Genomic DNA, 21415 nt, shown 5'->3' on the forward strand with positions numbered 1-21415 from the left:
GCTCTTTAAATCTAACTTTAGGTAGAAACCAGGTATTTCTTTCGATAGATTATAGAGACTTATAGATATCTATATATAGATATATATACCTATATCTATATATAGATATAGGTATAGATTACAATCGATAGATTTCTCGTTTCTAGGCAGAGCCTAGAAATGTTTATTGACATCCTCGCCGCCGTAAAACGGACGGCGATTCCCAAACCTCACGATTTAGGTTTCTGCTTCTTTCCCTTGCGGGGTTTCGCACCTGCCTTAACAGATTTACTCTGTTCTGGTCTTATGGTCGCTCTACAGACTGACACCGCAAGCCCTGCGGCCAAAATATTTTTACTAGCGTTAACATCTCGGTCATGGTGTGTCCCACAGTCTGGACAATCCCATTCTCGAACATTTAACGGCATCTTTTCGACAATATACCCGCAATTACTACATCTTTTAGAGCTAGGAAACCATCTATCTATTTCGATGTAATTTCTCCCATACCAACGGCATTTATAGGCTAATTGTCGGGTGATTTCTCCCCAGCTTACATCAGATATTGCCTGAGATAATTTCGGGTTTTTGACCATATTCTTGACGGCTAAATTCTCAACCACAATCGTTTGGTTTTCACGAACTAATTGAGTGGTTAGCTTATGTAAATGGTCTTTTCTGCTATCGGTGATTTGAGCGTGAATCCTGGCTACTTTGATTCTTGCTTTTTCCCGATTTTTTGACCCTTTCTGTTTTCTAGAAAGGCTTTTAGATGCTCTTCGCAGTCTCCGATAATGCTTTTTAAAATGCTTGGGATTAGACACTTTATCGCCATCGCTGGTAATCACGAGGCTACTAATTCCTAAGTCAATTCCAATGGCTTTATCTGTTACTGGTAAAGGCTTAATCGTTGGGTCATCAAATCTTATTGAGATATGCCAACGTCCAGAAGGATGTAATCTGACTGTTACTGTGCTTGGTTCACAGCTTTCTGGTATTTGTCTTGACCATCGAATAGGTAAAGGTTCTGTGCATTTAGCTAAATAGATTTGTCTGTCTTTAAATTTAAAAGCAGATTTGGTAAATTCGGCACTTCCTCCCTGATGTTTTTTCTTAAAGTTAGGATACTTAGTACGACCAGCAAAGAAGTTAGTAAAAGCTGTTTGTAAATGTCTTAACCCTTGTTGTAAAGGTACACAGCTTACTTCATTGAGAAAGTCTAATTCTTCTTGTTTTTTCCAATCGGTTAGCATTGAAGAAGTTTGAGCGTAGCCTACTCTTTCTTGTCTTTCGTACCAAGCTTGTGTTCGTTCGTGGAGAGCTTTATTGTAAACCAATCTTACACATCCCAAAGTGCGCCGCAATAGCGACTCTTGTTCTGGTGTCGGGTAAAATCGGTAAGAATAGGCTTTTTCCATGTCTCATATTTTAGCATATATTTCGTAAATGTGCTAATATTTAACAGCAAAGCCGCCGTAAAACGGCGGGGTTTCAGACCCAAATTTTCGATGAGAGGCTCTGCCTCCTGAGTAATCTTTACAGAAGGCAGAGCCTTCAAAAATCATTCCCAAGCTCCGCCTGGGAATGAGACGGCGAAAATCATTGCCTCTTGCCTATCCTAACCATTACTTATAAGTAGGTAGGTGTTAAAAGTTGTCAGACACCCCCCTTATCAAGGGGGATCCCCCCGCCTATCGGCACCCCCCTTATCAAGGGGGGCAGGGGGGATCGGCACCCCCCTTATCAAGGGGGGCAGGGGGGATCGAACCTAAAATCTATGTTTAATTTAATTACAACCAGCTACTTAACAGCCAATCCCTAATCTCTCAATAACAGATATTCGCGAATCTCAAAAAAGTTATCCCAAGGAATATAGGGTTGATTTTCCGCTTGCAGATAATCGATTAAACGATCCCTAGCAAAAACTAGATCGGCCCTTCTAGCCATGGTAATATCGGTAACGGAATCACCGATCGCAATAGTTTCTACTCCCGAATATTTAGCCATAATCAAGGCTTTAGCCACTAATTCCGTCTCATTTTCCCAATCGGAATGAACTTGCAAATATTCCCCTTGAGTATGAAGATTGACCCCATAAATTGCCGTCACCTTATCTAATAGTCCCTCCCGTTTTAAGACCGTTTCAATCATGCCTTGGATGCCACCGGAGATAATAATAAAAGGGATGGATTGCTCCTGTAAAAAAGCGAGGAATTCGGCTAATCCGGGGCGAATTGGCTTGCTTTCGGCATAGGCGAGAATATCGGCGTATTTTTGGCTCGGTATCGACTCTAGCAGTTGACGAACACCCCGGCGCAGAGTCAGAGTGCGAGCGTACATTTGGGGCATAATTTGGGCCGATAAATCGGGGGCGAATTCTTTGAGCATACCCGCAAAAGTTTCCACGGCGGTGATAGTGCCATCAAAGTCACAGAAAACAATTTTACTCATGGGGTGACAAAATATCTGAAATTGGATATAATCGAAGGTTATGATTAATTTTACAGAGATTATCCGACTCTAGAGCTTCAACCCCCATGAAATCCTATCTCGCCGCCGCCATTCAAATGACCAGTCAGCCGGATTTAGAGAAAAATCTCGCTGCCGCTGAAGAATTGATCGAACTTGCCGTGGGTAAAGGGGCGGAATTAATCGGTTTACCGGAGAATTTCGCTTTTATGGGGGCAGAAACCGATAAAATCGCCCAGGCCGAGACTATTGCTCTCAAAGCCGATAAATTCCTCCGCACCATGGCCCAACGGTTTCAAGTGACCATTTTAGGGGGTGGTTTTCCCGTGCCGGTGACGGGTATTCCCGATAAGGCTTATAATACGGCTATTTTAGTTGATGGCAACGGTGCGGAATTAGCCCGTTATCAAAAAGTCCATCTCTTTGATGTCAATGTCCCGGATGGTAACACCTATCAGGAATCGAGTACAGTCATGGCAGGGATCGATTTACCGCCAATTTATGGCTCCGATAGCTTGGGCAAAATTGGTCTCTCGATTTGCTATGATGTGCGTTTTCCCGAACTCTATCGCTATTTATCGCAGCAAGGAGCCGATGTTTTATTTGTACCTGCGGCATTTACAGCTTTTACAGGGAAAGATCATTGGAAAGTTTTGTTACAAGCGCGAGCGATCGAGAATACTTGTTATATAATAGCTCCTGCTCAAACGGGCAATAATTACGAACGCCGTCACACCCACGGTCACGCTATGATTATCGATCCTTGGGGTGTGGTTTTAGCCGACGCGGGGGAAGAAGTGGGGGTGGCAATTGCCGAAATTAATCCCCAACGTCTGCAACAGGTGCGACGACAAATGCCGTCCCTGCAGCATCGTGTTTTTGTTTAAAATTCGATTCGACAATTTTGTCGATAAAAACGCCTAATTTTGGTATTTAACTCGGTAACCTAATTAGTTAAGCTAAAAGCTTTGATTTACTGAGTTTCTAACCTTCTTTGCCAGATTCTCAGGGTAAGCTCATCTAATAAGGATGTAGTCGATTTATGCCAGCCGATCAAACCATACCAAGTAACGAAGAACTAGGTAAAAATATCCGTAAACTTTATTAACAATCTTCCTTGAAAATGTCTTGACTATCGCACCCCGAATCAGGGATCATATGAAGATGTAGCGTTTCTCGTCAAGGTGAATTGTAAATTAAACCTTGCCGAAGTAAGAATTCTCAGTTGCGAAAACATACCTCATATATCCGAGAAACGCTGTAGAGCAGACAGGGATGCAATTCAGACTTGAATTGGCGAAATTCAAGTCTTGACTCTATTTATTGTCAACTTCAGTCCAAAAATACTCTGATGGTTGGACACATATGCTCTCTGGACTTGTTCTAACAAGATTCCGGGCTAAATGAAAAATAATCCCATTTAGCTTCTCTAGACCGTTAAGGAGAAACCGATGTCATCTTATACCACAGAATCAGAAAAAATTGATTTTCCGAAAACCCTAGACATAGCCACCGTTTGCGTCTATGGGCTAGGAATCCTCTCGGCGGGCCTATTTTTATTTCTGCCCTTCGTCAACCTGCTGCATCCGAGTCCGTGGCAGCGATGGCTAGGCACAATTCACGGTTTTGGTTCCCTATTAGCCCTAGTCGTGATTGTTTACGCTGGTCATCTCGCTTTTCCCCTGCTCAGAGGTTCTGGCAAAATTTTGCGGCAAATGCGAACCCTCACCTTCTGGTCCACCGTCCTCGCTTTTTTGGCGATCGCCACTGGCAATTTAGCCTATATGCGCTATCGGGCCGGTTTAGAGTTTGGCGGTGCGCGGGCATGGCTAAAGGAAAATTCGCCCCTCGGTCAATACGTCCTCATGGAATACCACGAATTCAGCGTCCTTTTTACCCTACCCCTAGGCGTGGCCTGCACTTGGATTCTCTGGAAATACGGCGACTCAATCCTAGACAAAGCTAATCGACCGGTGTTAACGGTCACTTGCATTGCCCTGATGGCGATGATGTTTTTTGCCATGGGTGGACTCGTTAGCGGCCTCGGTGTTGCCAAAATTCACGCCCTTTAACCCATTATTTAGCTATTTTACCTCAAAAGTGAACAAAATTCAACTTTTGCTCGTTTTAGCTACGGTTTTCGGGTTATCTATCGCCGCTCCCGTCCTAGGGGGTGTAAACTTAGCCCCGATGGTACGGATAGGAAGGCGGCCAGCATTAGCAACCAAAGTCAAATCGTCGGTCATTTCCCTACTGCTGGTAATACGGTTGGGGACTTTTAGCGGTGGGACTTTTCGGTTTTAGACACTTACGAACTCTGAAAAAATAGGAACAAATCTGATGACTCAACGTTACGTCGATAGTCCTTGGTATGGAAAAATCTGGGCTTTTTTAAAACAATTTCCCCAAGGTTTAGCCGAAGGTGCCAAACGTTCCCCTGCCACTTCTGGCCCAGCAGCTGCGGCGATTATTAGTGCTGGTATTGGCTGTTTTTTAATGATGGTTGCTCACCATTTTTCCGATGCAGACCATTCAAAAACCGTAGAAACTTTTCTTTGGAATTTGGGTAGTTGGATACCTGGCAGTAAAAATCCTAGCAAAATGTGGGGCAATATCGGCAGTTATAGCGGCAAAGAAACGATGTTATAGTCATTTCAAATAAGTGTGAGACGAGGGAAAAATAAGGTAAAATCAAGAGAAACGAGCAACCCATACAGAAAAATGTCTTATAGCCTAGACTTGAGAAAAAAAGTAATCGATTATGTAGAGAATGGGGGAAGCATAACCAAAGCCGCCGCTCTATTTAATATAGGAAGAGCGACGATATATAGATGGCTAGGTAGGGAAAAACTGGAAGCAACAAAGGTAAAACACCGTCAGAGAAAGCTGGACTGGAAAGCACTGTCAAAAGATGTCCAAGAAAATCCCGAGGCAAGATTAAGAGACAGAGCCGAGAAATTTGGAGTGAGACCAAGTGCCATTTGCTATGCCTTAAAAAACATGAAAGTTACCAGAAAAAAGAAGGAACTTCGTTATAGAGAAAGAAACCGAGAAGAAAGAATGAAATACTACAGAGTGCTGAGAGAATTGATTAAAATATATGGAAGTGAAAGCCTTGTATTTATTGATGAGTCAGGGTTTGAAGAATTTCAAGCCTGTTTTTATGCTTGGTCAAAAAAAGGGAAGAAAGTCTTTGGAGATAGACAAGGAAAACGAGGAAAAAGAGAGAACCTTGTCGCTGGTAGAAGAAAGGGAAAAAAAGACTTTATTGCACCGATGGTATTTACGAGAAGCCTGAATGCCGAAGGTTTTGAAGGGTGGTTATCTTTATATTTGTTGCCCTCTCTAACCATAACATCAGTATTAATTATGGATAATGCACCAATTCATCGGAAGACAGTCATTAAACAACTGGTAGAGGAAGCAGGTCATCAGGTCGTGTTTTTGCCAAAATACTCTCCTGATTTAAATGATATCGAACATGATTTTAGTGCATTAAAGAGGGCAAGAATGTATGCTCCTGTGGGGACACCCCTTGATGAAATTATTCGTACTTATTGTGTCGCCTAGTGTCTCGTTCTTATTTGAAATAACTATATTAATTGGCTGGTTGGTCAGTTGGCCGATACTGCATTATCTTTGGAAAGATCGCCAGATAAAAGCTAAGACCATTCTCTTTTGGTTTTTTGCCCTCATGATTGCCGCCACGGCCATGTCATGGCATCCACTATTTCCCTATTTACCCTTAACTTAAAGCCTAGGAGGTGACAAAATGAACGCTCAAGTTAGAAAGGTTTCCTCGCGTAAAATGCACGATATCGTCTGGATATTAGTGGGACTTTTTGGTTTATTTGCTATTACTTTTCCCCTGGCCATGTGGCGAGTGAGCAATATGGAAAAGTTTCAAGGTTCTCATGTGAAATCTTTAGTCGTAGAAGGAGAAAACGCTCCCCAATCTTCACAGCTTAAAACTAAATAAATCTGAGTTGTGGATAATCTGAGTTTTGGATAAGTCGAAACCCTGAGACTCAATCCAAATCTAAAACTCTGATTAACATACAAAACTCTCCAAACTGTGAACAATTGCTAAGTAGGTAGGCGTTAAAAGTTGTCAGATGCCCCCCTTATTAAGGGGGGATTAAGGGGGGATCGGCACCCCCCTTATCAAGGGTAGATCCCCCCGCCTATCGGCACCCCCCTTATCAAGGGTAGATCCCCCCGCCTATCGGCACCCCCCTTATCAAGGGTAGATCCCCCCGCCTATCGGCACCCCCCTTATCAAGGGGGGCAGGGGGGATCAGACCTAAAATCCATTTTTAATTTAATTATAACCAACCACTTATAATAACTTTTTAGCAAAATCGATCGCTTCCTGAAAAACTGTAACTTGGCCCTCAATTTGGGCAATTTGTACCTCGGTTAATAACTTACCGATAATCGGACTAGGTTTCAGGTGTAAATGGTTGATTAAATCATCGCCCCTTAATAAAGGTCGGGGATGGGCGATAATATTATCGGGATCGAGATAGGAAGTCAACAGAGAAGCGACGATATTTTTGTTAATCCCCATCGATAGAGCAAAAAGGGCAAAGATAGGAAATACTTTTCCCGTATTTAGATAAATAAAATACTGTTCCCGCAGACTTAAATTATCTGCCTCCTTGAGGGGAGGTAAACACTTAATCACCGTGATTACCGTGCGAATTTCCCCCCTGGAATACTTGAGATCGATTAACTCTTTTTCCGCTTCTGCTAAAATATCCGATACCAATAGGGCCAATTTTGTCAACTGTAACTGAGAAGGGGAAAAGATAAAGTTTTCTGGTAACAAAGATTCTAAAAATCCCGCTGCCGCTTCCACCCCCATAACTCGCTCCATTTTTGCGGGGGTAATCCGACGCAACCAGAGAGATAATAAGCCATCTTCCCAGGCACTTTTTAGCCATTTATTGCCACGGGAATTGAGCAAAAGGTAATTCAACTCGGATTGTACCCTTTCGGCGGCTACACGGTGCAATAAAGGGGCAAGAGAACGAATAGTTGCACGGGTATGGGGTTCGATCTCAAAGTCCAATTGAGCCGCTTGTCGATAGGCCCTTAATAATCTTAGGGGATCATCCTGGAGATTTTCGCGGGAAATCATCCGCAGGGATTGGCAGCCTAAATCTTTTAATCCCCCTAAAGGATCGAAAATTTCTTGGGTGTGGAGATTATAAGCGAGAGCATTAACGGTAAAATCCCGTCTTTTTAGGTCTATTTCTAGAGATTCTCCCTCCTGTTGTGCGAAATCAAGGGTCCCCTGGGGAAAAACGACGCGAGCAATTTGACGAACGGCATCTAAAACCACAAAACCGGCCTTATACTGATGGGCAATAGTTTGGGCAATTTCGATCGCTTTTTCGGGAACCACAAAATCTAGGTCAATATAGTCTTTCTGACGGTTTAATAAAGCGTCTCGCACAGCACCACCGACTAAATAAGCATTTTCTGGCAATTCTTGCCGATTAATCGCAAAAACTTCTTTAACTAAACTATCTAGGTTTTTTTGACAAGACATCGAGAAGATAAATTTACAAAAATATAATTTTGACAGGCCCCATTTGGGGAGAGACTGAGCTAGATTAGCGGAAAAGACTTATAGAGTTAAACCTAATGTGTATTTGTATTAACTGCTATTTTGTTGATCGCTGTCTCACCTATCATGCCGTAGAAACACAACATCAGGAACGTCATCTCACCGAGACACCGGACTTTGAAGCGAAGAACCCTTCTATTAACGTTAACATTCGCACCAAGGAAGATTATATCGAAATGGAGTGGGATGTGGTGGGTTGTGAAAGCTTTTTACGCGAAACCGGTAAATGGTCTAGTTTGCGGCCGGGTGAACCAGTTCCCACCTAAAACACCTGAACTACCCATACATATCTACTACAAGAGCCGAAAGTTAATCCCCAAATATGTCTTGGACAGCCAACGATTCGAGGAATGCGTAATTTAAGAGCGAGGTATTTATGGATAAAGAAGAAGAACTACTTGAACAATGGCGAGAATTGACCCCGGAAAAGCAACAAAAAGTTTGGCAATTTGTTCAAATACTTAAATCTGAGTCACAAACAACACCACAAGCTAAATTTATTCCCCAAACACCATTAAGCAAAAAGTTATGGGAAATCCGACATCGGGCGATCGCATCTGGATTGCAACTGCTCAATGAAGATGAAATAGAACAAGAACTTGCTGCACGTCGAGGAGGGTGCAGTGAGTCGTGAAATTGCTGGCACTTACGGTTTAGCGGCGATGGATGCACTTCATGTTGCTGCTGCGCTGCAAATTCAAGCTGATGAACTAATCACCACCGAAAAGCCAACCAAACCAATGCACCGAGTCAGGGAAATTCAGATTGTTTCAATCTAATGTAAGGCTTTGGAGTAATCTAAGAGTAAGGAGACCAGGGACCGATGACGGTTTCTCCTCGCTTCTCTTTTTCTGCTAATTCCAGGTTTAAGGTTAATAGTTTCTCTAAAATATCTTCGTCAGCTTGGAAGTGATATGCTTCCATTACTAGCTTGTCTAATTTCTGATGGAGTTGATACAGTTGGCTACTGGGTTCGTTAAAGAATTGGTTATATAGTTTGGTGATTCCCCATTGTTTTTTCTCCATCTGTTGGCTGCGGTATTCGTGTAATTCGTTGGCGGTTTGACGGATTTTTTCGACAAGTTCCCGTGAAGGTGTCTGGGGAAAAGGGAAGGTTTCAAAACAGGTTGTATTGGTGTAGGCTGTTCTGTCCTCAAGTGTAGATTTTTGGGTGTGCATCCAGGTTCGGTGAATGTTAGATAAAAGAATACCTAAGATATAATAATCATCGGAAGCAACTACTACAGATTTATCTCCAGGAAGCCAGTCAAGGGGTGCTGGAATAAAAACCGCCCATTTAGAGACTCGTGGGACAGCAAAATAAAACGATTTTTTAACAATATATTCTCTCATTATTGAAGCATTCGATCCCATCTTCCACCAATTCTCTCTTCTGACTTTCATCCGATTTATCTCTCTTTCTGGCTTAACATTTACTTTAATATGCTCGAAAGGTAGTGTATATTCACTAGCATCCTCCAAACTCATATCATTAAAATCAATAATCCAGCGTTCTGGCTTACCGTGAGGATTTTGGGCTAGATTTGCTCCCATTGAAAACAACTTAAGGACATTCCTATTTTTAGAATCTTGTTTAATCCATTCATCAACTTGTTTTTCACTAACTAGAAAACCTTTACCAACAGGAATCACTCCTTGAAAACATTGATTAAGATTAGCTTTTAATCGCGGAGATTTGGAGACATCTACAGTCGCTTTTAAAGAAGAATTAATTTGAGAAACTTGATGATTATCTAAATAATAACTTACTGGTTCAATTTTACTCCAATTGACAATACTAACATGAACATTAGCTTCACCAGACCAAGGCTGAGTAGAAATCGCTTCATGAATGTGTCCACCATTATGAGTAATATAATCCAACGCTGCTACACGACTTTTTCCTTGACTAATAGAATTAGTTCCGACTAAACCCGCTCTTCCTTTCTCGTCTAATTGATCATGTGCTAGACGAAACCAATAGGAACAAAAATCAACCGAGTCTTTAACCTCAGAAAACCTTGCAAACACTTTATTAACATAATCATCACTGAGATTTAATCTCATGTGTTTACCTCCCAAAAATGGAGGATTACCGATAATTGCGTCCGCTTTTTGCCAATCCGTAAACAAAGCATCAGCACAAATAATATTACTATCCAAAGTATCCAAAGGTAAAGAAGCTTCCGTCAAATTAAACCTATCAATCGCCACCTTTCTGGCAATCATTAAAGTCACCCGCGCTAATTCTACAGCAAAAGGATTAATATCCATTCCATAAAACTGTTTAGGCGTAACAAAACTAATCTGTAATTGGTCACTAGAAGAACGACGACGGTTAGCAATCTTTTCAATTAATAACTGTTCAATGCGCTTTAATTCTTGATAGGCGACATAGAGAAAATTACCCGAACCGCAAGCCGGATCTAATACCTTATACTGCTGTAATTCTAACTGAAGTGTATTTAACTCGCCAATCGTCCCAGCTTGCTCAATTTTCTCCTCCCAGTAACGGCTAATAGTTGGGCGAACAATTTTCATAATATCCGCTTCTGAGGTAAAGTGCATCCCGTAAGTATGACGTTCTTCAGCATTAGCCGTCCCCTCAAAAATATTACCAAAAATTGCCGGACGGATCTTACTCCAATCCTGACGCGCCGCCACATCCAGAAACTCTAATTCTTTATTAGTTAATTCAATCGGATGAATTATACTAAACAGTCCCCCATTAAAATAATCCACTCCCTGATACTTGCCAGCGGGGGTAATTCCGGGTTGGTTCATCTGTTGAAATAATCCCCCCAAGACATCATAGGAATTGCCACCATTTAGACACTCTTGTACACAAGAAATAAATAAATCTCTCGGTAACAATCCTCGATCCTCAGCAAACATTGCCAAGACACACTGCAAAATAAATCGCTGGGCAGTCAACTCATCAAAACCGCTTTTATGACCGCGTTTTTTTAACAGTTGAAACAACTCACCCATCCGCCGCGCGGCCGTTTCTGTAATCTCGACTTGATTATTCTGAAAGATAGGGGTGCGATTCCCTACTTCCATAAAATTGAAGGCACTGACCCGATTTTTCAAATCGTTGAGATTTACTCGATCTACCGGTTCATCTATTTGAAGATCAAAATCAAAAATCCAGAACTGATCAAAATTACATAATAAGACATAGCGAGGGCGATTAGGAACCAATCGACTCCAGTATTCAAAAGCTTGGGGATAGTGCTTACTTAAATCTTCTCCTCGTTTTTTCATTTCAATTAAAACACGAGGTTTCCAAACTAAATCAGCAAATCCGGTTTTACCTTTCTTGCTACCTTTAGTAATCGCCTCCTCATAGGTTGCACCCGCTTCTAACGCACCTTTATGACCAAAAGCTCGAAAGAAACGGTCTAGGAAAATCTGAGCTTCTTTCTTTTCTTTGCCAGTAATATGCTGTTGACAAAAATCAATAAATTCCTGTAAGCTTTCAAGGGTAGTAGTCATCTTTTGCCTTTCCATTGGAGTAGGGTGGGCGTTGTAGTGCGATCACCATCTTACACAATAATTCATCATTCATAATTACCCCTCCCTTCTCCTGTCTCGGAGTCTCCTGTCTCGGAGTCTCCTCAGCTTAACGGGTTACTCCATCCACCACTGGACGGACATCGCTGCCCTCAAAATAGCCGGGGTTGCCTGTCCAGTTGAAATCCGACACGCGGATGTTGAGTATTCCCAACTGCAGCACGGGGTTATAGCGCAAAATTAAACTATAGGTGCGACGACTCCATTCGAGAAAATATTCTGTACTGATTTCCTTAGCTTGATCGATACTATAAATACTCTGGAAACCCACGCGAATCGGACCATATACCTGTTGAGTTATACCATAGGACATTGTTTGTTGATCAACAAAGCGATCGAAGAAAAAGGGTGATTGTCCGTTAACTAAACCCTGACTAAAACTGAGATTAAATCCAGTATAGTCGAAAAAATTGCGGGAAAAACGCCCAAACTGTCCCAATAATCCCACGGTTCCCGTGACGGAATTTTGCGTCTCTCCATTGGTGTAATAACCGGTGACACCAGTGACACCAGTGACAATAGCAATATAGGGTTGAACGGGAAGAGGAGAAAATCTTAACCCTTGGTCGGGAGTCGGTGGTAAAGTAAGGGCAGACCAGAGTAAAAAACTGCGATTGAGGGAGACAGCGCCCTGAAAACGGCTTAAATTAGTAACATTATCCGTTGCATTGGCCGCTAAGAGATTACTGCGATCGGTGGGTGCGTTAACATTCTGAACAGAAGCTTGATAACTGAGTCTAATATCCGTATTCGGGACGACAATCACCGGTGAGGTCAAAATTGCCCCAAAACTGCTATTAACCGTCTGAAACCCTAAAGAACCGTTAAAGAGACGCTCGCGATAATTGTACTCCACATTGAGCAGATAGGGATCCTGCAACTGTCCGATCGTCTGTTGAAAGCGAATTTTAGAACGAACACTATTTTCGATCTGTTCCAAATCTAGATTAGAAAAAGAAGCTGTCGCTTGCAAAAACGAGCGCTCGCCAAAATTAGTGGCAAAATTGCCCAATAAACCAAAAGCTTTCGGACTAAGGGCCGAAACTTCCCCACCTCCAGGGTTAGCTGAGGGAAAAGCATCGGGATTAAGGACTTTTTGCACTAAATATTGCGGTGTCAACTCGAAAAGAGTCTTCGGTGTCTCCACTAAAGTTAGGGGACTTTCTACGAAAAATCCGCCCCGATCCTCCCCATCATAGCCCGGAGCAATTAAAAAAGGACGACGACGACGGCGATCGAAAGTGAGACTATTAATAAAAGTGGGTGCCACTACCCGTTGATCGAAAACCAACTGGGAATTACTCATCCGCAACTCATCGGTAAAGGGGCCGCTACTGCGAAAAGTGGCGGAATTAGCCCGAACTTCCAACTCAGGAGGGGAAAAAGGGTCATTAGTCAGACGCACATTAGTGGCATTCCACACCTTACCATCAAAATTCAAGCGTTCGGCCTGAAAACGGACACGATTAATCGTTCCCCCCGATGGACTACTAATATTCTGTCGATCGCGCCGACTGGGATCCTGTCCCCCGACGACAAATTGAAAACCCTCTCCCGTGGTAATTCTCTGCAAGGGTTGATTTAATGCCAAACGATCGGTTAGGGTTGCAAAAGAACTACCGGCCCCCACATCCGTGGGCAGCGTTTGTCCTAAATCCCTAGCGGTGCTGGGTTGAAAAATCTCCCCATTAGCATTAAATACCACACCGCTATCCTGGACGAAATAATATTCAAAGCGATCGCCGCGCAGGATTTGATCTCCCCGGGTTAGGATCACCTGGCCCTCCGCTACCGCTAACTTTTCGGGAAGATTAATCTGTAAGCGATCGGCCGTTAGTACACTTTGGGCAAAACGCAGGGTGACATTACCTCTAGCGGTGATAATCTGCCGATTTTGGTCAAATTCCTGCTCATCGGCCACCAATTCTAGGGGCTTTTCCCCTTCTGGATTAGCGGCCTGACCTAGGCCGTTATTGAGGGAAATCAAGTATTCTTGGCTGGTTTTTTCGCCTTTTTTCCGCACTAATAGCCGAGTTGAGCCATTTTTCTGGTTAAGAGCTTTTTGATTTAATCCTGAAACTATCTCGGTTTCGGGATGAATGGTGACATCAACGGCTGCGGGGGGTGGAGAATTCTGGACAGAAAGGGGTTTTCCTAAAGCTGCCGCATCACCCCCACTGCTAGGTAAAGGTTCTAAGGGAATACCCTGATCGGGAACCAAGGGTTTTACCTCGACGGTTTCCGGGGGTGGAGTGACGGTTAGGGGAATAGAAACGCTCTCTTCTGAAGGCTTTTTTGCTTCTAGAGGTGCTGGGGTGACAGGGAGGGGAATTACTGACGCGGGACTATTTTCAGAAACTTGGCGCTCCTCCGTTTCCGGTTCGGCTACAGTATTAATCAGGGCAGGTGGTTCAACAGCTAAGAGAAAAAAAGACATGACTGCACGAGTCGGCGATCAAAATAGAGGACGAGCGAACCTCATTGACATCCTCGCCGCCCTAAAAGTGCGGCGATTCCTAAACCTCACGATTTAAGTTTCTGCTTCCACCACCGTCGCATACCACAGTTAAAAAACCATGTACTGTCTTACACAGAGTCCACAGACTTTCGCCCCATTTCAGAAGCCCGATTCCGTGTGTCCCACGGTACGTTGACCGCCTATAGCTTCTTGTACTTGTTGCGCGCGACTTTTTACCCGGCCAAGCTTTTCTGGTCGGAACCCCCTAAGCCGAGTTTTCAAGGTGCTGCGCCGTCCACTTGGTTTTCGAGACTGGCCTTTTAATTCTAACGTAAAGCCAACCTAGAACGGCGGGGTTTCAGACCCAAAATTTCCGATGATACTACCATGATCATTATTTCTGGGGAGACAGGGGAAGTTCGATAACTTGTTCCCTGTGCCTCTACCCTAGAACCAGTTTGATAATTGTCTTCTACTCAAAGTCTTTGCGTCCGGGGTTACGGGTAGGATCGCCAGAAAGGAAGCCAAAGATAAAAAGTAAGACAAAGAAGGAAACAACGATATAAACGGCGATTTTTAGGGTTAACATTACTAAGACGTTCTCCTTAGACTAGATTAATTCAATAACAGGGGTGAGCATACCTTGACCTACTTTACCCTATTTGGGCGATCCCTGAACAGAGAAAAGCGATCGGTTATCAGTCGTCAGTTATCAGTTATCAGTGAGCAGTGATCAGATGTGAGTTTTTAGTGGACAGTCTTATCAGTGATCGGTTATCAGTGGGAGAAGAGAATATTAAAGGACAGTTTTCTGCTGTCTTTTCACTGTTTACTGGTTACTGTTGACTTATCACTGAAAATACGACTAAATAGCCTATTTTTAGCCAATTTATGAATAATCTCGGTAAATTGTATGTGGTGGGAACGCCGATCGGTAATTTAGACGATCTGACTTTCCGGTCCCTGGCAACTCTCAAAAAAGTCACTCTAATTGCTGCCGAAGATACCAGACACACCGGCAAATTATTGCAGCATTTTGATATTCTGACCCCTCAAATTAGTTACCACGAACATAATCGTCTTTCCCGTCTCGATGAGTTATTAAATATTCTCAGCCAAGGTCAGGATATCGCTTTGGTTACTGATGCGGGAATGCCGGGGATTTCTGATCCGGGTTATGAGTTAATTAAAGCTTGTATAGAAGCTCAGATCGAAGTGGTTCCCATCCCCGGAGTAACGGCGGTAATTACTGCTTTAGCGGTGTCGGGATTACCCACGGAAAGATTCTGTTTTGAAGGATTTCTTCCGGGTAAGGAAAAGCTGAGACAAGAACACTTAGAGAGTTTAAAAACTGAAACGAGAACGATGGTTTTTTATGAAGCACCTCACAAACTTATTAAGACTTTGGAGGATTTACGAGAAACTTTCGGACCAACGAGAAAGATAGTTTTAGGTCGGGAATTAACCAAGCTTTACGAAGAAATTTGGCGAGGAACTGTCGCCGAGGCGATTAATTTATATCGAGAGAATAAAACTCCTAAAGGGGAATTTACTATCGTAGTTATGGGCAACAATCGGTTCGATACTATCCAATTATCCGACGAGGAATTAAAACGGGAATTAAAACAAATTATCGAAGGAGGAGTTAATCGATCGCAAGCCAGCAGACAATTAGCACAGGTTACTAATTTATCCCGCAGTCGTTTATACAAATTAGCTTTAGAAATTTGATGATTATCAATTTTTATTCCCACCGCTAACCCTCGATTATTTAGCCGATTGAAGTAACAAAATTCCCCCGGCAGTTAATCCTAAAATATTGGGCAACCAAGCGGCCATCAAGGGGGTTAAAACTCCGCCAATGCCTAAGGAACTGGTGACAAAAGATAGGAGATAATAGGAGAAAATTAGGACAATACAAATACCGAAACTGGTGGCTTTGTTAGAATTTTGGGGACGTAATCCCAAGGCTGCCCCAATCATCCCAAAAACTAAACAAACAAAGGGTAAAGATATTTTCTGCTCGATTTGAACCTGTAGTTTTCTAATTTTGGTGGGATTGCCGCTTAATTGCAGTATTTCTAGGTATTCCCGCGCTTGTCTCAGGGTCATTTCCGAACCATCTCGCGCCCGAAAAGCTAAATCTAAAGGGGTACGAGGTAGGGCTAATTGTTGATGTTGAAAGCGGACAATATTACGATAGGAACCCTTAGGATCAATTAGATAAATTGTGCCGTTATAAAAATCCCAAATATTTTTTTCAATATTCCAAGAAGCTGATTCTGAGGTAATAATTTGATTAACTTCCGGCTGGGTGCGATCGAGAATGGTTAAACCTAGCATCTCTTGACCGTTAAATCTTTCGGCATAAAATAACCTTCTTAATACCGTTTGGGGTTCCCCTCCATCCGGTTGCCGCACTTTGCCGTATTCAGGATAAATAATATTATCTTCAATAAAAGATTTGCGATTTGGTCGCAGAGCTTTCGTCATGGTAGCATTAGCTTCATAACTGGCAGCCGGAGCCACATAATCATTAAAAACGTAGGTTAATCCCGTCACTATTAAACTTAGCACAATGGCGGGAATTATTAGGCGATAAACACTAATTCCAATACTTTTCAAAGCAATTAATTCGCTATCACTGGCTAAACGACTGTAGGCCATTAAAGCCGCTAAAAGTATCGACATCGGAAAGGCTAAAACGATAAACTCTGGCATTTTTAATAAGAGAATTTTTAAGGCCAAAGTAAAAGGTAAACCCGATTCAGTAATCCGTCGCACTAAATCAAATAAAGTACCGATCGCCACTCCCAAAGAAGTGAATAAACCCATACCAAATAAAAAGGGCAATAATAACTCGACAAAAATATAGCGGTCTAAGATGCTAAATCCGGGTATTCTACTTAAATTTCCTTGCCAATTGCCAACTTTCATGATATAATGCAGCGATTTTTATTAATAACAATTATCTGAAAAAATTATCACCCAAATAATACTGACGCACCAGAGGATTATTATAAAGTTCTTCGCCACTTCCCGCCGCTAAAATCTGCCCTTCGCGCATAATATAAGCCCGATTAGTGATAGCCAAAGTTTCTCGCACATTGTGATCAGTAATTAAAATTCCCATCTGACGATCCCTTAAACCAGCAATCATCGCTTGAATCTCGGACACGGCGATCGGATCCACCCCCGCGAAAGGTTCATCTAATAATAAAAATCTCGGTCCGTTGACTCCCACCGCTAAAGCGCGAGCTAATTCTGTCCTCCTTCTTTCTCCTCCGGAAACGTAGGCTCCTTTAGTGCGAACAATCTTATCGAGGCGAAATTCTTTTAATAAATCATAGAGACGATTTGCCCGTTGGGAAAAGGGAACCCCCGACTGTTCTAGGGCTAACTGAATATTTTCTGATACAGTTAAATAACGAAAAATACTGGCCTGCTGCGTCAGATAGCCAATACCCAGACGCGCCCTCTGATTAAGGGGTAATTTGGTAATTTCTTTTTGATCGAGCCAAACGCGCCCTTGATTCGGTTTAATTAATCCCGTGGCGATATAAAAAGTTGTGGTTTTCCCCGCACCATTTGGTCCCAATAACCCGACAATTTCCCCCGGGGCAACCGTAATACTCACCCGGTTAACCACGAGCCTTTTACCGTAGGATTTATGGATATTTTCTAATACTAAAGTCATCTTTATCCGGTGTTGGGTGTTGGGGAAGTGGGGAAGTGGGGGGGTGGGGTGTAGGGTGTAGGGTGTGGGGTGTGGGGTGTAGGGTGTGGGGTGTGGGGTGTAGGGTGTAGGGTGTAGGGTGTGGGAAGAATAACTAAAAATAATCTCCTGACCCCTGACTCCTGACTCCTGACTATCACTGCGGGTTAATCATTGGGGCAGCGGGGAGGGAAGGGGAAGGTATGGGTGCGGGTGTCGGAGAAGCAGCCGGTTGGGGGGAAGTTTCGTTATCTTGGACTAAATAAATTGACTCCACCTGCTGACTGGTTTGGGGAGTAGCGATAAATCTGCCCTCATCGACAAGATAAGTCATCGTTTCGGCGCGGATACTGTTGCCTTCCTGCAAAACGTAAACGTTACCCGTCATCACTAAACGACGTTCGCGGCTAAAATACTGAGCTTGAGCAGAAGTGGCCTGCATTTTGCGGGCGGGATAGAACACTTGTACGTTACCCCTCGCAGTAATTACCCCCGTTTTTGAGTTCGCCTCCTGAATATCCGATCGCACTGTCATGGCATTACCTGGTACAATGTTCTGCTGTGCTTTGACTAGGGGAGAATTGCCCAATCCCATGATTAAGCCAGCAGAAACGAGGGCAACTAGCCATCCTCTGATTTTTGCGTATCTTGCTCTCATAGAAATGTCACCTATAGACGTAATTGTATTGACTAACTAATCTAGCTTTTTAGAGAACGGGTTGACTTTTGAGGATTTTCGGCAGAGAACAGATAGATCGATCGAGGTGGGGATGAGGATGTTCCTGATTGCTTTTCATCGCTTCTAGCACTGCCGGTAATGCTTGGGGATCAAGATTCTGTAAAAAGTTTAATAGATCCAAACTCTCCCCAACCAAGTGCGTCACGTTGATCCCCTCGTAATCGGGTTGATAGTGTTGCAAACGTCTAACCCCTTCTCCCAAAAGGATTACCGCTCCGCGCCAGTTATTATTTTCCAGATGGTAACAAGCGACAGCAATCTGCAAAATGCCTTGATAAAAGGTTTTTTCAGGCTCTGCGGACTCCATCCACAAAGCCTCCAGGGTATCATGACAAGCATAGAATTGCTGGCGATTAAATTCGTCGATTCCTTGGCCAAAAGCGGTGGCTGTCATTACCCTAAACTAATGCCCCTTCATCGATTCGCGGACTTCTTGGATATAGTCGAGGGAAATTATCTGTTCTTCCCCAGCAAACTCGTTATCGGGGGTAATAAATAGCATACAGTGACATTCTTTCCGTTCCCGCATCGGTACACAGGGACAATTCCAGAAAGTATTTTTTACCTCCGCTTCTTTGTCTTCGTAGTGACGACAGGGACATAAAGGAGCGCCTAATTCGTCCTTATGACGCGCTAATCCCTCAATTACTACGGCTGTCACCGAGAGATCGCTACAGAAATAAGTATTTGTACGTCTAGCGTACTGTTCGGCAAAATTCTTCATCGCCTCAAGACTCTTATCCGTGTCTGTGATCTGGCTCATAGTTATCTTATCTCCCTAGCTTTCTACAAAAAAACTTTTTACTATCCTATCTCGATCCGCTTCCCCTTGGCTGAGGGGAATTTTTAGAATCTCTTTTGATTTTGCGACCGCTCCCCTTGTTAATCTAATACGATAAAAAGACTCCCTTTGGCCAAAAGCTCGATTTTTTGGCCAGCAAATCGGAATTATGGGGGCAAAGTTCCTCAAAACCTGTCCTTGATTCCCGCAATCTCTGTCCCCTATCACTACCAGAACATGATTTTATCTTTCTTGGAGACAAATAAAATTTCTGACGATAATACACCTTGGTGGCTGAAAATTACCTCCCTTTCCCCCCACTGTATTTACTATTTTGGTCCCTTTGCTTCTTTTGAGGAAGCACAACAGCATCAGGGGGGTTATCTACAAGATATAGAGTCCGAAGGAGCGCAAGGAATTAGTCTTTCGATCGAGCGGAGTAATCCCCATTATTTGACCGTTTTTGACGATGGAAATCAGGATCTAGCTAAAACTTTGACTTCCCATGCTCGAACCTTTTCTCGCTTTATTTCTTAAGTCTCCCTGTCCTCTTTGTCAACGGCAGAGCGAGCGAGAGCTTTGCCGTGATTGTGGGCGACAATTACAGTCCTATCGTCAGAATAACCCGCTTTTTCTCTGGCGTGGTTCTATTCCCCTGTTTATCTGGGGACGCTATGAAGGTAAATTAAAACAGGCGATCGCTAAAATGAAATATGATCGCCATCCCGCTCTCGGCTCTTTGCTAGGCAGTTGCATGGGGGAAACTTGGCTCCTTCGTCCTCCCCTCACCGATAAACGTTTGACGGTGATTCCTATCCCTCTCCACCCAGAAAGGTTAAAGGAAAGGGGTTTTAATCAAGCAGAAGTCATTGGCGAGGGTTTTTGCCGTTTAACCGGTTATCCTCTGGCTAGTCGCGGATTAATTCGGATTAAGAACACGGCAGCTTTATTTAGTCTGGCAGCCGAGGAAAGAAAAAAGACGATGCAAGCGGCTTTTCAACTGGGGAAAAATTTACCGAAATCAGTGCCGATTCTCTTAATTGATGATATTTATACCACGGGAACCACGATTGAGGAGGCTGTGCAGGTTTTACAAACAGAGGGGTATCGGGTAGTCGGTGCGATCGCTCTTGCCAGTTCCAAAATTAGCTAAAATGCCCAGACGGAATCGGTCTAGGCATTTTAGGATTTTAAATTAAGTCCGTTTGATCTTGTCGTATTGACTGATGAAAATCAAACCGATAGTAGCAGGGATCAGGACGATAGCCGCACCTAAAACAAGGCTCCAGAGAAAGTTAGCTAAAGAGGGTGTCATGATAGATAAATCCTTTGTCATATTTTCAAAGACTTAGTTTTTTATCTTATCACCTTGGGCGAGAAGACCTCCAGTTCCACGACCAGATAGATGCGATCGCAGGTTTTATATGTCTTCAATCGCTGAAAATAAAATCTCCCTTGACTTCTCAAGGGGATAGGGATGTTTGACAATAGGTGATAGTTACAAAAGTTCACACTAGATTGGCAAAGATTGTTATGGCTACTGACGATCGCAAACGGCGCATTCTCGATCATCTCTCCAGAAGTACCACTGGTGCTGACTATATTCCCAAAAAACCGCTGCCAATTGTGGAAACTCCTCCGGTGGCAGCGGAACCCGTGGCAGCGCCGCCTCCAGTAACTCCTTCACCGGAATTAACTGCTAAAGAGCGCAAAAGAAAGATAATGTCCCATCTTTCCATGAGTAGTGAAGATTTTGGCGAAATTACTAGCACTGCCCCCGAAGAAAAGCGCAAACGCCAAATTAATGACCATCTACGCCAAAGCCAAGGATAAATAGGGTTTGCTGAAAAAGTTTTTCGGTGGTGGCAGGGTGTGGGGTGTGGGGTGTGGGGTGTGGGGTTTTACCCATTTTCAGGGAGTCAATTACCTAATTTTCAGGGAAAAAGTACCTGAAATTTCCCTCCCCAATCACTCCAATCGCTGGCACTTTTTGATTTCAAAAAAGCCTAAAGATATTATCCAACAAGGTTTTTAGATTTATTCAGCAAACCCTAAATAGTAAG

The 21415-nt window shown here is 43.2% G+C and carries 27 protein-coding genes; 14 read left to right on the forward strand and 13 right to left on the reverse strand.

Going from position 1 to position 21415, the window contains the following annotated elements; translation table 11 throughout:
* Nucleotides 1-209: 209 nt before the first annotated feature.
* Both MAE_RS22205 and MAE_RS22210 read right to left on the reverse strand, forming a co-directional pair.
* Nucleotides 210-1397, reverse strand: coding sequence for an RNA-guided endonuclease InsQ/TnpB family protein (locus MAE_RS22205; protein WP_012267534.1), 1188 nt, complete (start codon nucleotides 1395-1397; stop codon nucleotides 210-212).
* A gap of 400 nt (nucleotides 1398-1797) precedes the next feature.
* Nucleotides 1798-2430, reverse strand: coding sequence for an HAD-IB family phosphatase (locus tag MAE_RS22210; RefSeq protein ID WP_004161025.1), 633 nt, complete (start codon nucleotides 2428-2430; stop codon nucleotides 1798-1800).
* Between the two features lie 86 nt (nucleotides 2431-2516).
* On the opposite strand from MAE_RS22210, the gene MAE_RS22215 reads away from it, so the two are divergent.
* Together MAE_RS22215 and MAE_RS22220 are read left to right on the forward strand one after the other, a co-directional pair.
* Nucleotides 2517-3335 carry a carbon-nitrogen hydrolase family protein gene (locus MAE_RS22215; RefSeq protein WP_012267535.1) on the forward strand — a complete coding sequence of 273 codons (819 nt, stop codon included), beginning with the start codon at nucleotides 2517-2519 and terminating at the stop codon, nucleotides 3333-3335.
* Between the two features lie 564 nt (nucleotides 3336-3899).
* Nucleotides 3900-4520, forward strand: a complete 621-nt coding sequence (locus MAE_RS22220) for a hypothetical protein (RefSeq protein ID WP_012267536.1) — start codon at nucleotides 3900-3902, stop codon at nucleotides 4518-4520.
* Nucleotides 4521-4559: 39 nt separating this feature from the next.
* Here the strand turns inward: MAE_RS22220 and MAE_RS35895 are convergent, their stop codons facing one another.
* Nucleotides 4560-4694, reverse strand: a complete 135-nt coding sequence (locus MAE_RS35895; RefSeq protein WP_269453942.1) for a hypothetical protein — start codon at nucleotides 4692-4694, stop codon at nucleotides 4560-4562.
* A 94-nt stretch (nucleotides 4695-4788) separates the two neighbouring features.
* Between MAE_RS35895 and MAE_RS22225 the strand changes: the two genes are divergently transcribed.
* The 4 genes from MAE_RS22225 to MAE_RS22235 all read left to right on the forward strand — a co-directional run bounded on the left by MAE_RS22225 (nucleotide 4789) and on the right by MAE_RS22235 (nucleotide 6427).
* A complete protein-coding gene (locus MAE_RS22225; RefSeq protein ID WP_041804981.1) occupies nucleotides 4789-5097 on the forward strand; it encodes a hypothetical protein in 309 nt (102 codons plus the stop codon).
* Between the two features lie 72 nt (nucleotides 5098-5169).
* Entirely contained in the window at nucleotides 5170-6018 is an 849-nt protein-coding gene (locus MAE_RS30720) for an IS630-like element ISMae21 family transposase (protein WP_012264307.1), read from the forward strand.
* Nucleotides 6008-6202 (forward strand): hypothetical protein, encoded by a 195-nt coding sequence (locus tag MAE_RS30725; RefSeq protein ID WP_148204770.1) that lies wholly within the window; start codon nucleotides 6008-6010, stop codon nucleotides 6200-6202. The genes MAE_RS30720 and MAE_RS30725 overlap by 11 nt, the downstream gene beginning before the upstream one ends.
* An 18-nt stretch (nucleotides 6203-6220) precedes the next feature.
* Nucleotides 6221-6427 carry a hypothetical protein gene (locus tag MAE_RS22235; RefSeq protein ID WP_002779193.1) on the forward strand — a complete coding sequence of 69 codons (207 nt, stop codon included), beginning with the start codon at nucleotides 6221-6223 and terminating at the stop codon, nucleotides 6425-6427.
* Nucleotides 6428-6787: 360 nt separating this feature from the next.
* On the opposite strand, the gene MAE_RS22240 is transcribed toward MAE_RS22235, so the two are convergent.
* On the reverse strand, nucleotides 6788-8005 hold the full coding sequence (locus MAE_RS22240) for a CCA tRNA nucleotidyltransferase (RefSeq protein ID WP_012267537.1): 1218 nt from the start codon (nucleotides 8003-8005) through the stop codon (nucleotides 6788-6790).
* Nucleotides 8006-8100: 95 nt separating this feature from the next.
* Between MAE_RS22240 and MAE_RS22245 the strand changes: the two genes are divergently transcribed.
* The 3 genes from MAE_RS22245 (at nucleotide 8101) to MAE_RS22255 (ending at nucleotide 8862) form a co-directional block, all read left to right on the forward strand.
* Nucleotides 8101-8349 (forward strand): Ycf34 family protein, encoded by a 249-nt coding sequence (locus tag MAE_RS22245; RefSeq protein WP_002795917.1) that lies wholly within the window; start codon nucleotides 8101-8103, stop codon nucleotides 8347-8349.
* Between the two features lie 110 nt (nucleotides 8350-8459).
* A complete protein-coding gene (locus MAE_RS22250; protein WP_012267538.1) occupies nucleotides 8460-8717 on the forward strand; it encodes a hypothetical protein in 258 nt (85 codons plus the stop codon).
* Nucleotides 8683-8862 (forward strand): hypothetical protein, encoded by a 180-nt coding sequence (locus MAE_RS22255; protein WP_002779187.1) that lies wholly within the window; start codon nucleotides 8683-8685, stop codon nucleotides 8860-8862. Before MAE_RS22250 ends, MAE_RS22255 begins: the two co-directional genes overlap by 35 nt.
* 19 nt (nucleotides 8863-8881) lie before the next feature.
* Here MAE_RS22255 and MAE_RS22260 read toward each other — a convergent pair whose 3' ends face one another.
* The 3 genes from MAE_RS22260 to MAE_RS30730 form a co-directional block, all read right to left on the reverse strand.
* A complete protein-coding gene (locus tag MAE_RS22260) occupies nucleotides 8882-11581 on the reverse strand; it encodes a DNA methyltransferase (RefSeq protein WP_041804295.1) in 2700 nt (899 codons plus the stop codon).
* A 127-nt stretch (nucleotides 11582-11708) separates the two neighbouring features.
* The gene (locus MAE_RS22265) at nucleotides 11709-14096 is read right to left on the reverse strand and encodes a DUF3769 domain-containing protein (RefSeq protein WP_012267541.1); all 2388 of its coding nucleotides are present in this window, start codon (nucleotides 14094-14096) and stop codon (nucleotides 11709-11711) included.
* 493 nt (nucleotides 14097-14589) lie between these two features.
* Entirely contained in the window at nucleotides 14590-14706 is a 117-nt protein-coding gene (locus MAE_RS30730; RefSeq protein WP_002732356.1) for a photosystem II reaction center protein I, read from the reverse strand.
* Nucleotides 14707-15008: 302 nt separating this feature from the next.
* On the opposite strand from MAE_RS30730, the gene rsmI reads away from it, so the two are divergent.
* Nucleotides 15009-15848 carry a 16S rRNA (cytidine(1402)-2'-O)-methyltransferase gene (gene rsmI, locus MAE_RS22270; RefSeq protein WP_012267542.1) on the forward strand — a complete coding sequence of 280 codons (840 nt, stop codon included), beginning with the start codon at nucleotides 15009-15011 and terminating at the stop codon, nucleotides 15846-15848.
* Between the two features lie 36 nt (nucleotides 15849-15884).
* Here the strand turns inward: rsmI and MAE_RS22275 are convergent, their stop codons facing one another.
* From MAE_RS22275 to MAE_RS22295, 5 genes are all read right to left on the reverse strand, one after another.
* Nucleotides 15885-17054 (reverse strand): LptF/LptG family permease, encoded by a 1170-nt coding sequence (locus MAE_RS22275; protein ID WP_012267543.1) that lies wholly within the window; start codon nucleotides 17052-17054, stop codon nucleotides 15885-15887.
* Between the two features lie 31 nt (nucleotides 17055-17085).
* Nucleotides 17086-17814, reverse strand: coding sequence for an LPS export ABC transporter ATP-binding protein (lptB, locus tag MAE_RS22280; RefSeq protein WP_002797884.1), 729 nt, complete (start codon nucleotides 17812-17814; stop codon nucleotides 17086-17088).
* Between the two features lie 175 nt (nucleotides 17815-17989).
* On the reverse strand, nucleotides 17990-18490 hold the full coding sequence (locus MAE_RS22285) for an LptA/OstA family protein (RefSeq protein ID WP_002760791.1): 501 nt from the start codon (nucleotides 18488-18490) through the stop codon (nucleotides 17990-17992).
* 49 nt (nucleotides 18491-18539) lie between these two features.
* Entirely contained in the window at nucleotides 18540-18965 is a 426-nt protein-coding gene (locus tag MAE_RS22290; protein ID WP_002795924.1) for a DUF309 domain-containing protein, read from the reverse strand.
* 9 nt (nucleotides 18966-18974) lie between these two features.
* A complete protein-coding gene (locus tag MAE_RS22295) occupies nucleotides 18975-19334 on the reverse strand; it encodes a ferredoxin thioredoxin reductase catalytic beta subunit (RefSeq protein ID WP_002760795.1) in 360 nt (119 codons plus the stop codon).
* Nucleotides 19335-19589: 255 nt separating this feature from the next.
* Between MAE_RS22295 and MAE_RS22300 the strand changes: the two genes are divergently transcribed.
* Nucleotides 19590-19889: a DUF1816 domain-containing protein gene (locus MAE_RS22300; protein ID WP_002795926.1), complete on the forward strand. Its 300-nt coding sequence runs from the start codon at nucleotides 19590-19592 to the stop codon at nucleotides 19887-19889.
* Complete coding sequence (locus tag MAE_RS22305; RefSeq protein ID WP_002795927.1) at nucleotides 19858-20505, forward strand: ComF family protein; 648 nt, start codon at nucleotides 19858-19860, stop codon at nucleotides 20503-20505. Before MAE_RS22300 ends, MAE_RS22305 begins: the two co-directional genes overlap by 32 nt.
* 42 nt (nucleotides 20506-20547) lie before the next feature.
* On the opposite strand, the gene psbX is transcribed toward MAE_RS22305, so the two are convergent.
* Nucleotides 20548-20667 (reverse strand): photosystem II reaction center X protein, encoded by a 120-nt coding sequence (gene psbX, locus MAE_RS22310; protein ID WP_002759073.1) that lies wholly within the window; start codon nucleotides 20665-20667, stop codon nucleotides 20548-20550.
* 218 nt (nucleotides 20668-20885) lie between these two features.
* On the opposite strand from psbX, the gene MAE_RS22315 reads away from it, so the two are divergent.
* The gene (locus MAE_RS22315; protein ID WP_002795928.1) at nucleotides 20886-21185 is read left to right on the forward strand and encodes a hypothetical protein; all 300 of its coding nucleotides are present in this window, start codon (nucleotides 20886-20888) and stop codon (nucleotides 21183-21185) included.
* Between the two features lie 7 nt (nucleotides 21186-21192).
* The gene (locus MAE_RS22320; RefSeq protein WP_012267548.1) at nucleotides 21193-21387 is read left to right on the forward strand and encodes a hypothetical protein; all 195 of its coding nucleotides are present in this window, start codon (nucleotides 21193-21195) and stop codon (nucleotides 21385-21387) included.
* Nucleotides 21388-21415 lie beyond the last annotated feature (28 nt).

The sequence above is a fragment of the Microcystis aeruginosa NIES-843 genome (assembly GCF_000010625.1).
In the GTDB taxonomy this organism is placed as follows: Bacteria; Cyanobacteriota; Cyanobacteriia; order Cyanobacteriales; family Microcystaceae; genus Microcystis; species Microcystis aeruginosa.

Bases quoted from the DNA above. Each gene is read 5' to 3' on its own strand.
- MAE_RS22205 (WP_012267534.1), bottom strand. From the start codon at position 1,397: ATGGAAAAAGCCTATTCTTACCGATTTTACCCGACACCAGAACAAGAG.
- MAE_RS22210 (WP_004161025.1), bottom strand. From the start codon at position 2,430: ATGAGTAAAATTGTTTTCTGTGACTTTGATGGCACTATCACCGCCGTG.
- MAE_RS22215 (WP_012267535.1), top strand. From the start codon at position 2,517: ATGAAATCCTATCTCGCCGCCGCCATTCAAATGACCAGTCAGCCGGAT.
- MAE_RS22220 (WP_012267536.1), top strand. From the start codon at position 3,900: ATGTCATCTTATACCACAGAATCAGAAAAAATTGATTTTCCGAAAACC.
- MAE_RS35895 (WP_269453942.1), bottom strand. From the start codon at position 4,694: ATGACCGACGATTTGACTTTGGTTGCTAATGCTGGCCGCCTTCCTATC.
- MAE_RS22225 (WP_041804981.1), top strand. From the start codon at position 4,789: ATGACTCAACGTTACGTCGATAGTCCTTGGTATGGAAAAATCTGGGCT.
- MAE_RS30720 (WP_012264307.1), top strand. From the start codon at position 5,170: ATGTCTTATAGCCTAGACTTGAGAAAAAAAGTAATCGATTATGTAGAG.
- MAE_RS22235 (WP_002779193.1), top strand. From the start codon at position 6,221: ATGAACGCTCAAGTTAGAAAGGTTTCCTCGCGTAAAATGCACGATATC.
- MAE_RS22240 (WP_012267537.1), bottom strand. From the start codon at position 8,005: ATGTCTTGTCAAAAAAACCTAGATAGTTTAGTTAAAGAAGTTTTTGCG.
- MAE_RS22245 (WP_002795917.1), top strand. From the start codon at position 8,101: ATGTGTATTTGTATTAACTGCTATTTTGTTGATCGCTGTCTCACCTAT.
- MAE_RS22250 (WP_012267538.1), top strand. From the start codon at position 8,460: ATGGATAAAGAAGAAGAACTACTTGAACAATGGCGAGAATTGACCCCG.
- MAE_RS22260 (WP_041804295.1), bottom strand. From the start codon at position 11,581: ATGACTACTACCCTTGAAAGCTTACAGGAATTTATTGATTTTTGTCAA.
- MAE_RS22265 (WP_012267541.1), bottom strand. From the start codon at position 14,096: ATGTCTTTTTTTCTCTTAGCTGTTGAACCACCTGCCCTGATTAATACT.
- MAE_RS30730 (WP_002732356.1), bottom strand. From the start codon at position 14,706: ATGTTAACCCTAAAAATCGCCGTTTATATCGTTGTTTCCTTCTTTGTC.
- rsmI (WP_012267542.1), top strand. From the start codon at position 15,009: ATGAATAATCTCGGTAAATTGTATGTGGTGGGAACGCCGATCGGTAAT.
- MAE_RS22275 (WP_012267543.1), bottom strand. From the start codon at position 17,054: ATGAAAGTTGGCAATTGGCAAGGAAATTTAAGTAGAATACCCGGATTT.
- lptB (WP_002797884.1), bottom strand. From the start codon at position 17,814: ATGACTTTAGTATTAGAAAATATCCATAAATCCTACGGTAAAAGGCTC.
- MAE_RS22285 (WP_002760791.1), bottom strand. From the start codon at position 18,490: ATGAGAGCAAGATACGCAAAAATCAGAGGATGGCTAGTTGCCCTCGTT.
- MAE_RS22290 (WP_002795924.1), bottom strand. From the start codon at position 18,965: ATGACAGCCACCGCTTTTGGCCAAGGAATCGACGAATTTAATCGCCAG.
- MAE_RS22295 (WP_002760795.1), bottom strand. From the start codon at position 19,334: ATGAGCCAGATCACAGACACGGATAAGAGTCTTGAGGCGATGAAGAAT.
- MAE_RS22300 (WP_002795926.1), top strand. From the start codon at position 19,590: ATGATTTTATCTTTCTTGGAGACAAATAAAATTTCTGACGATAATACA.
- MAE_RS22305 (WP_002795927.1), top strand. From the start codon at position 19,858: ATGCTCGAACCTTTTCTCGCTTTATTTCTTAAGTCTCCCTGTCCTCTT.
- psbX (WP_002759073.1), bottom strand. From the start codon at position 20,667: ATGACACCCTCTTTAGCTAACTTTCTCTGGAGCCTTGTTTTAGGTGCG.
- MAE_RS22315 (WP_002795928.1), top strand. From the start codon at position 20,886: ATGGCTACTGACGATCGCAAACGGCGCATTCTCGATCATCTCTCCAGA.